The 16,443-nt window shown below is 44.0% G+C and carries 13 protein-coding genes and 1 other annotated feature; of the genes, 11 read left to right on the forward strand and 2 right to left on the reverse strand.

What is annotated here, in order from left to right; translation table 11 throughout:
- The first annotated feature begins 45 nt into the window (after positions 1-45).
- A complete protein-coding gene (gene lon / locus AAGG74_RS01265; RefSeq protein WP_429674312.1) occupies positions 46-2,370 on the forward strand; it encodes an endopeptidase La in 2,325 nt (774 codons plus the stop codon).
- On the forward strand, positions 2,367-2,954 hold the full coding sequence (yihA, locus tag AAGG74_RS01270; RefSeq protein WP_162102211.1) for a ribosome biogenesis GTP-binding protein YihA/YsxC: 588 nt from the start codon (positions 2,367-2,369) through the stop codon (positions 2,952-2,954). The genes lon and yihA overlap by 4 nt, the downstream gene beginning before the upstream one ends.
- 23 nt (positions 2,955-2,977) lie before the next feature.
- Here the strand turns inward: yihA and AAGG74_RS01275 are convergent, their stop codons facing one another.
- Complete coding sequence (locus tag AAGG74_RS01275; RefSeq protein WP_429674314.1) at positions 2,978-3,475, reverse strand: hypothetical protein; 498 nt, start codon at positions 3,473-3,475, stop codon at positions 2,978-2,980.
- A gap of 229 nt (positions 3,476-3,704) precedes the next feature.
- On the opposite strand from AAGG74_RS01275, the gene hemA reads away from it, so the two are divergent.
- From hemA to cotN, 8 genes are all read left to right on the forward strand, one after another.
- Complete coding sequence (hemA, locus tag AAGG74_RS01280) at positions 3,705-5,072, forward strand: glutamyl-tRNA reductase (RefSeq protein ID WP_429674315.1); 1,368 nt, start codon at positions 3,705-3,707, stop codon at positions 5,070-5,072.
- A gap of 7 nt (positions 5,073-5,079) precedes the next feature.
- Complete coding sequence (locus AAGG74_RS01285; RefSeq protein WP_429674316.1) at positions 5,080-5,910, forward strand: cytochrome c biogenesis protein; 831 nt, start codon at positions 5,080-5,082, stop codon at positions 5,908-5,910.
- A 36-nt stretch (positions 5,911-5,946) separates the two neighbouring features.
- Positions 5,947-6,888 (forward strand): hydroxymethylbilane synthase, encoded by a 942-nt coding sequence (gene hemC, locus AAGG74_RS01290; protein ID WP_162102215.1) that lies wholly within the window; start codon positions 5,947-5,949, stop codon positions 6,886-6,888.
- Positions 6,878-7,666, forward strand: a complete 789-nt coding sequence (hemD, locus tag AAGG74_RS01295) for a uroporphyrinogen-III synthase (RefSeq protein WP_162102216.1) — start codon at positions 6,878-6,880, stop codon at positions 7,664-7,666. Before hemC ends, hemD begins: the two co-directional genes overlap by 11 nt.
- Positions 7,663-8,637: a porphobilinogen synthase gene (gene hemB / locus AAGG74_RS01300; RefSeq protein ID WP_162102217.1), complete on the forward strand. Its 975-nt coding sequence runs from the start codon at positions 7,663-7,665 to the stop codon at positions 8,635-8,637. The genes hemD and hemB overlap by 4 nt, the downstream gene beginning before the upstream one ends.
- Before the next feature lie 29 nt (positions 8,638-8,666).
- On the forward strand, positions 8,667-9,959 hold the full coding sequence (gene hemL / locus AAGG74_RS01305) for a glutamate-1-semialdehyde 2,1-aminomutase (protein WP_162102218.1): 1,293 nt from the start codon (positions 8,667-8,669) through the stop codon (positions 9,957-9,959).
- A gap of 132 nt (positions 9,960-10,091) precedes the next feature.
- Positions 10,092-12,020 carry a LysM peptidoglycan-binding domain-containing protein gene (locus AAGG74_RS01310; RefSeq protein WP_429674317.1) on the forward strand — a complete coding sequence of 643 codons (1,929 nt, stop codon included), beginning with the start codon at positions 10,092-10,094 and terminating at the stop codon, positions 12,018-12,020.
- 32 nt (positions 12,021-12,052) lie between these two features.
- The gene (gene cotN, locus AAGG74_RS01315; protein ID WP_429674318.1) at positions 12,053-13,078 is read left to right on the forward strand and encodes a spore coat protein CotN; all 1,026 of its coding nucleotides are present in this window, start codon (positions 12,053-12,055) and stop codon (positions 13,076-13,078) included.
- A gap of 18 nt (positions 13,079-13,096) precedes the next feature.
- On the opposite strand, the gene AAGG74_RS01320 is transcribed toward cotN, so the two are convergent.
- Entirely contained in the window at positions 13,097-13,288 is a 192-nt protein-coding gene (locus tag AAGG74_RS01320; RefSeq protein WP_162102221.1) for a hypothetical protein, read from the reverse strand.
- Positions 13,289-13,461: 173 nt separating this feature from the next.
- Positions 13,462-13,684: a binding site (T-box leader), on the forward strand.
- A 58-nt stretch (positions 13,685-13,742) separates the two neighbouring features.
- On the opposite strand from AAGG74_RS01320, the gene valS reads away from it, so the two are divergent.
- On the forward strand, positions 13,743-16,388 hold the full coding sequence (gene valS / locus AAGG74_RS01325; protein WP_429674319.1) for a valine--tRNA ligase: 2,646 nt from the start codon (positions 13,743-13,745) through the stop codon (positions 16,386-16,388).
- The last annotated feature ends 55 nt before the right edge of the window (positions 16,389-16,443 follow it).

Below are 16,443 nucleotides of genomic sequence, written 5' to 3' on the forward strand. Positions count from 1 at the left end.
TTGTATTATAATGGTTCATACTAAAGTCACGGAGGTGTCAGTCACATGGCAGAAGAGTTAAAACGCAGCATCCCGCTCCTCCCTTTAAGAGGTTTATTAGTGTACCCGACGATGGTTTTGCACCTAGATGTAGGACGTGACAAGTCGGTTCAGGCTCTTGAACAGGCAATGATGCATGATCATATGATATTTTTAGCTACTCAGCAGGATATTTCGATAGACGAACCGGGTGAAGATGAGATTTTTACTGTCGGCACCTATACTAAAATTAAGCAAATGCTGAAGCTTCCGAACGGTACGATACGTGTGTTGGTTGAGGGTCTCAAGCGTGCCCAAATCGTCAAATACAACGAGTATGAGGATTACACATCGGTCGACATTCAGCTGACCCATGAAGATGATTCAAAAGATACAGAAGACGAAGCATTGATGCGGACATTGTTAGACCACTTTGATCAGTACATAAAAATTTCTAAAAAAATCTCAGCCGAAACGTACGCGGCGGTTACTGATATCGAAGAGCCAGGGAGAATGGCAGATATCGTTGCTTCTCACCTGCCCCTTAAGCTAAAGGATAAGCAGGATATTCTTGAAACGGCTGACGTTAAAGACAGACTGAACAAAGTCATTGATTTTATCAATAACGAAAAAGAAGTGCTGGAGATTGAGAAAAAAATCGGCCAGCGAGTCAAGCGTTCGATGGAGCGTACGCAGAAGGAATACTATCTGCGTGAACAAATGAAGGCGATTCAAAAAGAGCTTGGCGATAAAGAAGGTAAAACGGGCGAAGTTCAGACGCTGACAGAAAAAATTGAAGAAGCAGGCATGCCTGATCATGTAAAGGAAACGGCACTTAAGGAATTGAACAGATACGAAAAAATTCCGTCAAGTTCCGCAGAAAGCTCTGTAATACGCAACTATATCGAATGGCTGATCGCTCTCCCGTGGACGGATGAGACAGATGATAAGCTTGATTTGAAAGAAGCAGGGCGTCTTTTAGATGAAGAACACCACGGACTTGAAAAAGTGAAAGAGCGTATTTTAGAATATTTGGCTGTCCAGAAGCTGACAAAATCACTGAAAGGCCCGATTCTCTGCTTGGCAGGACCTCCTGGTGTTGGAAAAACATCTTTAGCCAAATCAATTGCAAAAAGCATGGAGCGGGAATTTGTCAGAGTCTCCCTCGGAGGAGTACGTGACGAATCAGAAATCCGCGGACATAGACGAACATATGTCGGCGCAATGCCTGGACGAATTATTCAAGGCATGAAAAAAGCAGGCAAGCTGAACCCGGTTTTCTTATTAGATGAAATAGACAAAATGTCATCTGATTTCAGAGGCGATCCGTCTTCTGCTATGCTTGAAGTGCTTGATCCAGAGCAAAACAGCACCTTCAGTGACCACTATATTGAAGAAACATTTGATTTATCAAAAGTGCTGTTTATCGCAACGGCAAACAATTTGGCCACGATCCCTGGCCCGCTCAGAGACAGAATGGAAATCATTAATATTGCGGGCTACACAGAAGTAGAAAAACTTGAAATCGTAAAAGACCACCTTCTTCCAAAGCAGATCAAGGAACACGGACTGAAAAAAACTAACCTTCAGCTTCGTGATCAAGCGATTCTTGATATTATTCGCTACTACACGAGGGAAGCAGGAGTGCGAAGCCTTGAACGCCAGCTTGCTGCGATTTGCCGTAAGGCTGCCAAAGCCATTGTCGCTGAAGAGCGAAAACGGATTACGATTACTGAAAAGAACCTTCAGGACTTTATCGGGAAGCGTATTTTCAGATACGGACAAGCTGAAGCAGAAGATCAAATAGGTGTAGTGACAGGGCTTGCCTATACAACAGTCGGCGGAGATACACTGTCGATTGAAGTATCGCTTTCTCCGGGGAAAGGAAAATTGATCCTGACAGGAAAGCTTGGAGATGTAATGAAAGAGTCAGCTCAGGCTGCATTCAGCTATGTGCGTTCAAAAACAGAAGAACTTGGCATTGAACCTGACTTTCATGAGAAGTATGATATTCATATACATGTACCTGAGGGCGCGGTGCCTAAAGATGGTCCATCAGCTGGCATTACAATGGCGACAGCGCTTGTTTCTGCTTTAACAGGTCGGGCGGTTTCGCGTGAGGTCGGCATGACTGGCGAAATCACGCTTCGCGGGCGCGTGCTGCCGATCGGCGGATTGAAGGAAAAAGCGCTTGGTGCCCATAGAGCGGGGCTTACGACCATTATTGCGCCTAAAGAGAATGAAAAAGATATAGAGGATATTCCAGAAAGCGTCAGAGAGGGTCTGACCTTTATATTGGCGTCCCATCTAGACGAAGTTTTGGAACATGCCTTAGTAGGAGAGAAAAAATGAAAGTCACAAAGTCAGAAATCGTGATCAGTGCAGTTAAGCCAGAGCAGTACCCTGAGGGCGGGCTTCCGGAAATTGCACTGGCCGGAAGATCGAACGTAGGAAAATCGTCTTTTATTAATTCATTAATCAACCGCAAAAATCTTGCGAGAACATCATCTAAACCAGGAAAAACACAAACGCTTAATTTCTACATTATCAATGATGAGCTGCACTTTGTGGATGTACCGGGTTACGGTTTTGCCAAAGTGTCAAAATCCGAGCGGGAAGCTTGGGGCAGAATGATTGAAACCTACATCACGATGCGAGAGAATTTGAAAGCAGTGGTGCAGATCGTTGATTTACGGCATGCGCCGTCTAATGATGATGTACAGATGTATGAATTCTTAAAGTATTACGGTATTCCTGTCATTGTTATCGCCACAAAGGCGGATAAGATCCCGAAAGGAAAATGGGATAAACACGCAAAGGTTGTCCGACAGACATTAAATATTGATCCGGAAGACGAGCTGATTCTCTTCTCCTCAGAAACGAAAAAGGGGAAAGACGAAGCTTGGGGAGCGATCAAAAAAATGATAAACCGGTAGAGAACATTCTCTGCCGGTTTTATTTATCGTATAGATTTTTTTCGTTTTATCAATAATAACAATAAACTGATTCCTATAAAGACAAACGGCCAGTACTCTTTCAAAAGGGCTGTCGGGATATGCACAGACTCAAGCCACGCCATGATTTGTTTGAAAAAGTATAAAAACAGGGAAAAACAAATCATCGATACCGCTTCATATACATATTCTTTTTTCTGTACGGTTGACACCAAAAGCGAGAAGCCGATAATAAATACGAGCATTTCAAAATGATCCGGCCACCATAGCCATTTTGGTTTAGCGAAAAAGTGTAAGCCAAACCCGAAAAGAAGCAAACCGATAAAGAAATGCGGTGTGACGGTTTCTTTTTTTCCTTGATAAACAAAGGCTGCACCTAACAGCATGAGGAGAACAGGCCATTGATCCTGCCCTGAAAATATTTTGGTTTGGCCGCTTTCGAGCCATGCATATACAGAAGCGGCAAGCAGCAGACAAGGGAATAAAATTGATTTTTGTTTCATGTGTATCACCTTCTTGTTTTTTAGAGCAGATGTGTAGTGAATTTCTGCTGTTTTTGGTATTGTCAATAGGGATGCTTCTTTTTCGTGGAGCTTTTTCTAATATAGCATAAGAATTTTGAAATCTGTTCACATTTTGTGAAAGAAACTATGTTATAATCATTATAAATAATAAATTCTATGTTAGAATGATTATAAATAAAGAATGGACGTTGGGGGTGCAAAGAAAGCGATGCATATACTTGTTGTGGGAGTAGATTATAAATCCGCCCCTATTGAAATGCGTGAAAAAGTTAGCTTTCAGCCGAATGAGCTGGCTGAAGCGATGGTGCAGCTGAAAGAAGAGAAAAGCATTCTTGAAAACATCATCGTTTCCACCTGCAACCGCACTGAAATTTATGCGGTAGTCGACCAGCTCCATACCGGCCGTTATTATATAAAGAAGTTTTTAGCTGATTGGTTTCAATTAAGCAAAGAAGAGCTGTCACCGTTTTTAACATTTTACGAAAGCGATGCGGCTTTTGAGCATTTGTTCCGCGTAGCCTGCGGACTTGATTCTATGGTAATTGGCGAAACGCAGATTCTTGGCCAGGTGCGTGACAGCTTTAAAACAGCTCAGCAAGAAAAAACCATCGGCACTATTTTTAATGAACTGTTTAAGCAGGCCGTTACAGTAGGCAAACGAACTCACGCTGAAACAGACATTGGCTCAAACGCAGTGTCAGTAAGCTATGCTGCAGTTGAACTTGCTAAAAAAATCTTCGGAAACCTTTCAAGTAAGCACATATTGATCCTCGGTGCGGGAAAAATGGGCGAGCTTGCTGCGGAAAACCTGCACGGACAGGGAATTGGCAAGGTCACTGTCATTAACCGAACATATTTGAAAGCGAAGGAGCTTGCAGACCGTTTCTCCGGTGAAGCGAGAAGCTTAAATCAGCTTGAAAGCGCGCTTGCGGAGGCCGATATCTTAATCAGTTCAACTGGCGCAAGTGATTTTGTCGTGTCCAAAGAGATGATGGAAAATGCGAACAAGCTTCGCAAGGGACGTCCGCTGTTTATGGTGGACATTGCTGTGCCTAGAGACCTTGATCCAGCGCTGAATGATCTTGAAGGCGTTTTTCTTTATGATATCGATGACCTTGAAGGTATTGTAGAAGCGAACATGAAAGAGCGCAGAGAAACTGCTGAAAAAGTTGAACTGTTAATTGAAGAAACCATTGTGGAGTTCAAACAATGGCTGAATACACTTGGTGTTGTTCCGGTTATTTCTGCATTGCGCGAAAAGGCGCTTGCGATTCAGTCTGAAACGATGGAAAGTATCGAACGGAAGCTGCCTCACTTAAGCACAAGAGAGAAAAAGCTGTTGAACAAACACACCAAAAGCATCATTAACCAAATGCTGCGTGACCCAATTTTAAAGGCGAAAGAGCTTGCGGCAGAAGCTGATTCTGAAGAAAAGCTGGCCTTGTTTATGCAGATTTTTGATATTGAAGAAGCTGCGGACCATCAAACGATGAAAACTGTTGAAAGCAGCCAAAAGGTTCATTCTTTTAAAAAGACTGAATCAAAAGCGGGCTTTGCCCCACTTGTAAGTGAGTGAATGCTGAATGATTGATACTGCAATGGCAAGGCTTAATGAAGGAACAATCGTCATTTATGCATTAAGTGTGCTCTTTTATTTTATAGATTTTCTTCAACACAACCGGAAGGCTGGAAAAATGGCCTTCTGGTTGCTTTCTATTGTCTGGACTCTGCAAACCGTGTATTTGTCCTATTTTATGTGGATAACGGGGCGGTTTCCGGTATTAAATGTGACAGAGGCGCTTTATTTTTATGCGTGGGTGCTTGTCACACTGTCACTTGTCCTGACAAAGCTATTACGAGTTGACTTTATTGTGTTTTTCACAAATGTGATAGGGTTTTCTCTGATCGCTATCCATACCTTTTCACCGACAGATCAGCAGTCAGCCGCTTTTTCCGGGCAGCTGGTATCTGAGCTTTTGGTGATTCATATTACAATGGCGATTCTTTCATACGGGGCCTTTTCCCTTTCTTTCGTTTTTTCTGTGCTGTACATGTTTCAATATCGTCTGCTGAAAAAGAAAAAATGGGGAAAATGGCTGTTGAGAATAGAAGATTTGTCTAAGCTTGATTATATGGCATATGTTCTAAATATCATCGGGGTTCCGATGCTGCTGCTGAGTTTGATTCTCGGTGTCATTTGGGCGTATGTCTCATTAGAAACGCTGTATTGGTTTGACGCCAAAGTGCTTGGTTCGTTTGTCGTCCTGCTGCTGTACAGCTATTATCTTTATATCAGGCTGATAAAAGAGCTGCAAGGAAAGGTCGCTGCACTGTGGAATACGGCTTGTTTTCTCGTGCTGATGATCAATTACTTCCTGCTTGGAAGCCTGTCGCAATTCCATTGGTTCAGTTAAAAGATGTCCCAAGCAGATTCGGGAGGAAAGAAAACGATGAGAACAATAAAAGTAGGTTCGAGACGAAGCAAACTTGCTATGACTCAAACAAAATGGGTCATTCAAAAACTGAAGGAAATTAATCCTTCATTTGATTTTCAAATTAAAGAGATCGTGACAAAAGGCGACCGGATTGTCGATGTTACGCTCTCAAAAGTGGGCGGAAAAGGGCTTTTTGTCAAAGAGATTGAACAAGCGCTTTTGAATGAAGATATTGATATGGCAGTGCACAGCATGAAAGACATGCCGGCTGTTTTACCTGAAGGCCTTGTGATCGGCTGTATTCCTGAACGGGAAGACCCGCGTGACGCCCTTATCTCAAAGAATCATGTAAAGCTTTCGGAAATGAAGAAAGGCGCTGTCATCGGAACAAGCAGTTTAAGAAGAAGCGCACAGCTTTTGATCGAGCGGCCTGATATTACAATTAAATGGATTCGAGGCAATATAGATACAAGGCTCCAAAAGTTGGAAAATGAAGATTATGATGCGATTATTTTAGCTGCAGCCGGCCTTTCCAGAATGGGCTGGAAGCAAGATGTCGTGACAGAATTTCTAGAGCCGGAGTGCTGTTTGCCTGCTGTGGGCCAGGGAGCATTGGCGATTGAGTGCAGAGAATCGGATGAAGAGCTTTTGGCGCTGTTTACGCAGTTTACGGATGAATATACAAAACGGACTGTGTTGGCAGAACGCGCTTATTTAAACGCGATGGAGGGCGGATGCCAGGTTCCGATTGCAGGCTACTCAGTTTTAAATGAGAATGATGAAATTAAATTGACAGGACTTGTCGCTTCTCCTGATGGCAAAATCATTTATAAAGAAACCGTCACCGGAAACGATCCAGAGGACGTTGGAAAGCGCTGTGCTGCTCTGATGGCTGATAAAGGAGCCAAAGATTTAATTGATCGTGTAAAACAGGAGCTTGATGAGGATGGAAAATGATTTTCCGCTGAAAGGAAAAACAGTGCTTGTCACCCGGAATAAGGCACAGGCAAAATCGTTTCGTCAAAAAGTGGAGGCGCTGGGCGGAAAAGCGATTTTGACCTCTTTGATTACGTTTCGCCGCGCTTTGCCGAATGATGCTGCAAAACAAGTGGAAGAGGATCTTGGTGCGCCTGGATGGATTGTTTTTACAAGTGTGAACGGAGCAGACTTCTTTTTTTCTTATCTAAAGGAAAATCAACTCATTTTTCCAGCGTATAAAAAAATTGCGGCTGTCGGTGAAAAAACGGCACGCCGTTTGGAAACGTATGACGTATCGGTTGATGTCATGCCTAAGGATTATATCGCTGAACAGCTGGCAGAGTCCCTTAAAGAGCATGCGAATCCTGCGGAACCAATTACCGTAGTGAAAGGCAATTTGTCACGTGATGTGATCAAACAGGAGCTTGTCCCGCTCGGCTTTGCAGTAAAGGAATGGACTGTTTACGAAACAATTCCGGATGAAGAAGGCATCGAGGCATTAAAAGCAGCTGCGGGCCAATATTCCTTTGACTATGTGACATTTACGAGTTCATCAACCGTACATACGTTTATGCATGTTTTAGGTGAAGAATTGAAACAGTGGCAGGCGAACAAGACGTCATGTATCAGCATCGGACCTTTAACAAGAGACGCACTGCTGACATATGGCATTACATCTCATACGCCTAGTACATTTACAATAGATGGCATGCTTGAGTTAATGTGCAGCATGTCAAGAGAGGAAGAGAAAATATGAGTCAATTATTTAACAGACACCGTCGCCTGCGGGCATCAAAAACAATGAGAGAGATGGTAAAAGAAACACGTTTACACCCATCGGATTTTATTTATCCAATTTTTGTCGTTGAAGGGCTTGAAGGCAGAAAAGCTGTTCCGTCGATGCCTGATGTTTACCATGTATCATTAGATTTATTGAAGGATGAAATAGCAGAGCTGGTTAAACTGGGTATTCAATCGGTCATCGTGTTCGGCATACCTGAAGAAAAAGATGATTGCGGAACGCAAGCGTACCATGACCACGGCATCGTCCAAAAAGCCATTACCGAAATTAAGACACATTTCCCTGAGATGGTTGTTATTGCTGATACATGTTTATGCGAATACACTGATCATGGCCATTGCGGGCTTGTCAAAGACGGCGTAATTCTAAATGATGAATCACTGGAGCTTTTAGCGCAGACGGCTGTCAGCCAAGCGAAAGCAGGGGCGGATATCATTGCGCCTTCAAACATGATGGACGGATTTGTTACAGTGATCAGAGAAGCTCTTGATAAAGAAGGATTCATCAATATTCCGATCATGTCCTACGCTGTGAAATATTCAAGTGAGTTTTACGGTCCATTCCGTGATGCAGCAAACAGCACGCCGCAATTCGGGGACCGCAAAACATATCAGATGGACCCTGCCAACCGTATGGAGGCACTCCGCGAAGCGCAGTCAGATGTGGAGGAAGGCGCGGACTTTTTGATTGTCAAACCATCGCTTTCATATATGGATATTATGCGTGATGTGAAAAATGAGTTTACTTTACCGCTCGTCGCTTATAATGTTAGCGGGGAGTATTCAATGGTGAAGGCTGCAGCGCAGAATGGCTGGATCAAAGAAAAAGAAATCGTGTTGGAAATTTTGACAAGTATGAAGCGTGCAGGCGCGGACCTGATTATTACGTATCATGCTAAAGACGCAGCGAAATGGCTTGCGGAGTAATTTTATTCAGTTGATAGGAGTTGAGGCAGATGAGAAGCTATGAAAAATCAAAAACGGCTTTTAAAGAAGCGCAAAAACTCATGCCGGGCGGTGTGAACAGCCCTGTTCGCGCATTTAAATCGGTAAACATGGACCCGATTTTTATGGAACGCGGAAAAGGCTCAAAAATCTATGATATTGATGGAAATGAATATATTGACTACGTCTTGTCATGGGGACCTCTCATTTTGGGACATACAAATGACCGTGTTGTAGAGAGTCTTAAAAAAGTGGCTGAATACGGGACAAGCTTCGGTGCTCCGACTGAAGTGGAAAATGAACTGGCAAAGCTCGTCATTGATCGTGTGCCATCTGTAGAAATTGTACGAATGGTCAGCTCCGGAACAGAGGCTACAATGAGTGCCCTCCGTTTAGCAAGGGGGTATACGGGCCGCAATAAAATTTTAAAATTTGAGGGCTGCTACCACGGCCACGGCGATTCCCTCTTAATTAAAGCAGGTTCAGGTGTGGCCACTCTCGGTCTTCCTGACAGCCCTGGTGTGCCTGAGGGTATCGCGAAAAACACCATCACCGTTCCGTACAATGATGCAGAAAGTGTAAAGCTTGCTTTCCAGCAATTCGGTGAAGACATTGCCGGTGTGATCGTAGAACCTGTTGCCGGAAATATGGGCGTTGTTCCGCCGCAAGAAGGCTTCCTGCAAGGTCTGCGTGATATCACTGAGCAATACGGTTCTCTGCTGATTTTTGATGAAGTGATGACAGGCTTCCGGGTCGATTATAACTGTGCCCAAGGCTATTTCGGCGTAACGCCTGATCTCACTTGTTTAGGAAAAGTAATAGGGGGCGGACTTCCTGTCGGCGCTTATGGCGGAAAGGCAGAAATCATGGAGCAGATCGCTCCGAGCGGTCCGATCTATCAAGCCGGCACATTGTCAGGCAACCCGCTTGCAATGACAGCTGGCTTAGAGACATTGAAACAGCTGACACCTGACTCCTATAAGAATTTTATGAAAAAAGGTGACAGACTGGAAGAAGGTATTTCAAAAGCGGCCGAGACTCACGGCATTCCGCATACCTTTAACCGCGCTGGTTCAATGATCGGTTTCTTCTTTACTAACGAGCCTGTTATCAATTATGATACAGCCAAAGCTTCCGATCTGAAGCTGTTCGCTAACTATTACAAAGGAATGGCAAATGAAGGTGTATTCCTTCCGCCATCACAATTCGAAGGGCTTTTCCTTTCAACGGCCCACACTGATGAAGATATTGAAAAAACAATTCAGGCAGCTGAGAAAGTATTTGCTGAAATCAGCCGCGGATAAAAGAAAAAACCGGTATCAAGGACAGCCTTGTACCGGTTTTTTCTGTGTCCGTCCACTCATATTTCCCCCAGTTCATACATACACCTTTAGTGACATCTAATTTTAAGGATTAGATGAAAGGAGGATATGAACTTGCCGCAAAATCATCGCTTGCAATTTTCTGTAGAAGAATCGATCTATTTCCAAAAAGGACAGGAAGTTTCTGAACTGCTTTCTATTTCATTAGATCCTGATATTAGGGTTCAGGAAGTAAATGATTATGTATCAATCAGAGGATCGCTTGAACTTACAGGTGAGTACAACATAGATCAAAACAAACATACCGAAGAAATGTATACTGATAAGCGGTTTGTTGAAGAAGTAAGAAAGAGAGCGGATGGAAGTGCTGAGCTGGCTCACTGTTTTCCTGTGGATATTACCATTCCGAAAAATAAAGTGAGTCATTTACAGGATGTCTTCGTCTTTATTGACGCATTTGACTATCAGTTAACAGATTCACGTATTTTAACGATTCAGGCTGATTTAGCGATCGAAGGGCTTCTGGATGATACGGCAGACAAGGAGCCGGAGATTCCTCTATATGAGGCTTCCGCGGCGTTCAGAGAGGAAGAGCTTTCAGAGCCGCCGATGCAAAGGGCAGCAGAAGGGGTTCTGCAGAATGAAATAACAGCCGAATCGCCAGAACTATTTATCTCGGAAGCTGGGCTTCGTGAAGAGCTGGAAACAGAAAAAGCAGAATCTGCTAACCTTAACCTAGAATCAGTTTTTTCAGAACGAGAGACGCGAGAAGGCGTGGAAGACGAGGCATGCCCGGCAGAACTTCCAAAGAGGGAAACGGAGAGCCGTCAAGATTCGGAATTAGAGGAAGATGATGCTTTAGAAACAGAGGATCAAGAGATCGTGAAAGCAGAAAATGAACCGCCAGAGTCAGCAGCTGAAAGTGCAGATGTTCGCGAAGAAGCAGACCCTGCAGCAAAGGCCGAACCGCAGGCAGAGACTGTGAGTTCTGAGGCGCCAGTGTCACCTATTCTCGAATATGCATTGCGCCAAGAGGCTCAAAATGAAGAAACAGAAGAGCTGGAGCACACTGAGCCTGCGTACCGTCAAGAAACAGAAGAACAGGAGCACGCTGAACCAGCACTCCGTCAAGAAACAGAAGAACGGGAGCACGCTGAGCCTGCGTACCGTCAAGAAACAGAAGAACGGGAGCGCGCTGAGCCTGCGTACCGTCAAGAAACAGAAAAATCGGAGCACGCTGAACCGGCATTCCGTCAAGAAACAGAAAACCGGGAGCATACTGAACCTGCGTACCGTCAAGAAACAGAAAACCGTGAGCGCGCTGAGCCTGCGTACCGTCAAGAAACAGAAAACCGGGAGCATACTGAACCTGCGTACCGTCAAAAAGCTGAAGAAGCTCTGGAGACTGAATCTCAGGCCGTATCTTCCATTGAAGAAAGCCGAGAGGGAAAATCTTCCTCAGCTCCACAGGCGGAGAATGACGAAGCCGCTTTACAGCTTCATCATAATCAAAAAGCAAGCTTGAAGGAGGAGACATCTCAAGAAGAAGAGTCTGCACCGGCATACCGAACCTTCCTGCCTGAACATGAAGATGAGGTTTCTTTTTATTCAGCGCCTAAGCTGCTGGAAGAGGAAGAACAAGGGGAGGAAAGTTTTCAGATTGAAGTGAGGAAAATACCGCCGGCTGAAGAACCTGAGGAAGAAACTTCTCTTCAATCCTTCCAGCAGCCTAATGCCTCAGAAACTGAAAGGGAGAAACCAAAGGCTGTTCCTAGGACTGCTCCTGCTGCTGAAAAGAAAGAGCCTCAAGCAAATGAAAGTAATAATTCTCTTTACTTAACAAAGCTCTTTACGAGAGAAGAGGATGAATTTTCGAGAATGAAAATATGCATTGTTCAGCAGGAAGACACGATCGAGCGTTTATGTGAACGGTATGAAATTACCTCCCAGCAGCTGATCAGGATGAATTCCTTAGCATTGGATGATGAATTGAAAGCAGGTCAAATCCTTTATATTCCTCAAAATAAACATAGCCATGCGTAAGTCGTAAGCGATTGGAAAATGTGGTGAATGGAATGGAAGAAACCCAATCGGTTCTTCAGGAATACGGACTGACTGCTCAATTTATTGAGCCTGTCAGTCCTCTTGTATGGAAAGTGTATACAGACTACGGTATATTTGCCCTGAAAAAATTGAAATCGGTTCGCAGCAAACAGTTTACAGATCATATGGTGGCGATTGAGGAAAAAGGTTTTCGTTCGTTTGTTCCCATTTACAGAACAAATAGCGGTACGTTTTTATCGGCTGGTGTACAATCAGGAGATTCCTATTATTTAATGCCTTGGCTTCAATTTGACCAAGAGGAAGAACAGGATCAAAAACATACTTATTTATTTAGGGAAGCAGCCCGTCTTCACGAGAGAACTGCACAGGAAATGAAGATTAGCCGTAATGATGTTGAAGGTTATTACGGTCAAACGAAAAAAAAGTGGGAACAGGATAAAATGTTCTATGAACAGTTTGTGGATAGAGCGGAGAAGGAATGGTACCTTTCCCCATTTGAACTCCAAGCTGTAAGCTGCTTTTCAGAAACCATTTCTGCGGTGCGCTTTGCATTGGAACGGCTGGAGGACTGGTATGAGTCGGCAAAAGAAAAGGATGTCTCAAGAGTTGTGATGAATCACGGCAGCTTGTCTATCCATCATTTTCTGTATAATGATGCAGGCACCGGGTATTTTACAAATTTTGAAAGGGCATCTGTCGGTCCGCCGCAAAACGACCTGCTCGGCTTTTATACAAAAATGTTCAGGGGATTTCCAAAAGCTTGTCCAGAATGCGTCGAATGGTTTTATGCCTACACGAAATCATTCCCTTTGCATGAAGCGGAGGTTAGTCTTTTTCTCAGCTATATGGCGTACCCGGCAGCCGTGTATAAGGTGCTGTACCGTTATGAAACTGGGAAAAGACAGCATGAAAAGGATGAATGTACACATTTATTAAAGGCCTACTGGCAAATGAAAAATATAGAGCCGTTTTTGATGAAAATTTATCAAATTGAACAAGAGAAAAAATATCAGGCTGAAAACGAGTCCACGTCTTAATGGCGCGGACTTGTTGGTTTATATCCATTCTAAATGAAGGGCACAAGCTAAAATGATTAGAATTGCGAGCAGCAAAACATCAAAGGTTGTCGGAAAGAAAATGGTTCTGATCCCTTGAAATATTGAAATGGGGATAATCACTTGTACGGATACAAGCCGAATCTGTTTGACCCACGGCGGCAGCGAATAAGAGCTGAATCGTTTCTTCACGGTGCATCCTCCTCCTACGCATTTACAAGCATCATATGTAAACTTGGGCAATAGGTGCCTGCCTATTCGGTATAGAAAGCGGCGTTTTTGGAAAAGATGATTGACGAATCAAAAACACTTTTACTATAATAAAGAGCATAAATAAAAGTATATAATGAGCTGATAGATACGATACACCTGCTTAGAACGGGAAGAGTACAAAAAAGGCGCATGCAGAGAGAGAAGCCGTTTGCTGAAAGGCTTCTTATGTTGTCTGATTGGAAGGTCGCCCGGGAGCATAATTTCTTGAAAGAAGAGTAGAGAAATTCGGGAAACACCCGTTATCCGTTGTAAGTGCATGAACTGGTAGAGTTCATGAAAAAAGGTGGTACCGCGAAAGAGCTTTTCGTCCTTTTACAGGATGAAGAGCTCTTTTGTCGTTCTCAGCCATTTTTAAACATGTTGGAGGGTTATGATGGAAACGAATGAGCAGATGACAATGCCGACGAAATATGATCCGGCAGCGGTTGAAAAAGACCGATATGATTTTTGGCTGAAAGGCAAATTTTTCGAAGCTGGAAGTGACGAGACAAAAGAGCCCTATTCTGTCGTTATTCCGCCACCAAACGTAACAGGAAGACTTCATCTTGGTCATGCGTGGGATACGACGCTGCAAGACATTGTAACTAGAATGAAACGCATGCAGGGCTATGATGTGCTGTGGCTTCCAGGTATGGACCACGCCGGCATCGCGACACAGGCTAAAGTAGAAGCGAAACTTCGTGAAGAAGGCAAATCCCGCTACGATTTGGGCCGCGAAAAATTCCTCGAGGAAACGTGGAGCTGGAAGGAAGAGTATGCTGACTTTATTCGAAGCCAGTGGGCGAAATTAGGGCTTGGCCTTGATTATTCCCGTGAACGTTTCACGCTGGATGAAGGTTTAAGCAAAGCGGTTCGTGAAGTATTTGTTAAGCTTTATGAAAAAGACCTGATTTATAGAGGCGAATATATTATTAACTGGGACCCTGCGACAAAAACAGCGTTATCTGACATTGAGGTCATTTACAAAGATGTTCAAGGCGCATTTTATCATATGAGCTATCCGCTCACCGACGGTTCAGGTTCAATTGAAATTGCGACGACACGTCCTGAAACGATGCTCGGTGATACGGCTGTTGCCGTTCACCCTGAAGACGAACGCTATAAACACCTTATCGGAAAAACGGTGATCCTGCCGATTGTAAATCGTGAAATTCCGATTGTGGGTGATGATTACGTTGATATGGAATTTGGTTCAGGTGCCGTGAAAATTACACCTGCTCATGATCCGAACGACTTCGAGCTTGGCAACCGCCACAATTTAGAGCGCATACTCGTTATGAATGAAGATGGTACGATGAATGAAAATGCCCTGCAATATCAAGATTTGGATCGTTTTGAATGCCGCAAAAAGCTCGTGAAGGATTTACAGGAAGCGGGAGTTCTCTTCAAAATCGAGGATCACATGCACTCTGTCGGCCATAGTGAACGAAGCGGGGCTGTTGTGGAGCCTTATCTTTCTACACAATGGTTTGTGCATATGCAGCCGCTTGCTGATGCAGCGATTGAACTGCAAAAGAAAGAAGCAAAGGTCAACTTTGTGCCTGACCGTTTTGAAAAAACGTATTTACACTGGATGGAAAACATTCGCGACTGGTGTATTTCCCGTCAATTGTGGTGGGGACACCGTATTCCTGCCTGGTATCATAAAGAAACAGGCGAGCTATATGTCGGGCTTGAAGCGCCTGAGGACAGCGAAAATTGGGAACAAGATACAGACGTATTGGACACATGGTTCAGTTCTGCGCTTTGGCCTTTCTCCACGATGGGCTGGCCTGACGTAACGGCTGAAGACTTTAAGCGCTACTATCCGACAGACGTTCTCGTAACAGGATACGACATCATTTTCTTCTGGGTGTCACGCATGATTTTCCAAGGTATCGAATTTACAGGCGAGCGCCCGTTCAAAGATGTGTTAATCCATGGCTTAATCCGTGACGAGCAAGGCCGGAAAATGAGTAAATCTCTTGGCAACGGTGTCGATCCGATGGATGTCATTGACAAGTACGGAGCCGATTCTCTGCGTTATTTCCTAGCGACAGGAAGCTCTCCGGGCCAGGATCTGCGCTTTAGCTATGAAAAGGTGGAATCGACTTGGAATTTCGCCAATAAAATTTGGAATGCCTCCCGTTTTGCATTAATGAACATGGACGGCATGTCATACGATGAGCTTGATCTGTCAGGTGAAAAATCAGTTGCTGACAAGTGGATTTTAACGCGATTAAATGAAACGATCGAGCACGTAACCCAGCTTGCTGATCGATATGAATTTGGTGAAGTCGGCCGCCATTTATATAATTTCATTTGGGATGATTTCTGTGATTGGTATATTGAAATGGCGAAGCTACCGCTTTACGGAGAAGACGAAGCGGCTAAAAAAACAACTCGTTCCATCCTTGCTTACGTACTGGATCAAACGATGCGTCTGCTCCATCCATTTATGCCATTCTTAACGGAAGAGATTTGGCAGCACCTTCCTCACCAAGGGGAATCGATTACAGTAAGTCAATGGCCAGTTGTTGTGCCAGAGCATACGGATGCGGAAGCGGCGGCTGACATGAAGCTTCTTGTTGAGCTGATCCGTTCTGTGCGTAATATCCGCAGTGAAGTCAATACGCCAATGAGCAAGCAGGTTGAACTGCATATTAAAACAAGCACAGACGAAATCGCAGCCCGTCTCGAAGCGAACCGTTCGTATGTTGAACGCTTTACGAATCCGAGCGTGCTTAAAATCGGCACGGATATCAAGGCTGTTGATAAAGCAATGACGGCCGTTGTCTCAGGAGCAGAGGTTATTCTTCCGCTTGAAGGCTTAATTAATATCGACGAAGAAATTGCCCGTCTGCAAAAAGAATTCGATAAGCTGACAAAAGAAGTCGAGCGTGTCCAAAAGAAACTTGGAAATGAAGGATTTATCAAAAAAGCCCCTGCGCACGTAATTGATGAAGAACGTGAAAAAGAAAAAGATTATGTGGCAAAGCGTGACGCTGTTCAAAAACGAATGGCTGAGCTGAAGGGTTAATGAAAAAGCGGGGCGGTTTCTCTAGAAACCGCCTTGTCTTATAAAAGAGGGGATT

It is taken from the genome of Bacillus mexicanus, from assembly GCF_050445615.1.
Classification (GTDB): Bacteria; Bacillota; Bacilli; order Bacillales; family Bacillaceae; genus Bacillus; species Bacillus mexicanus.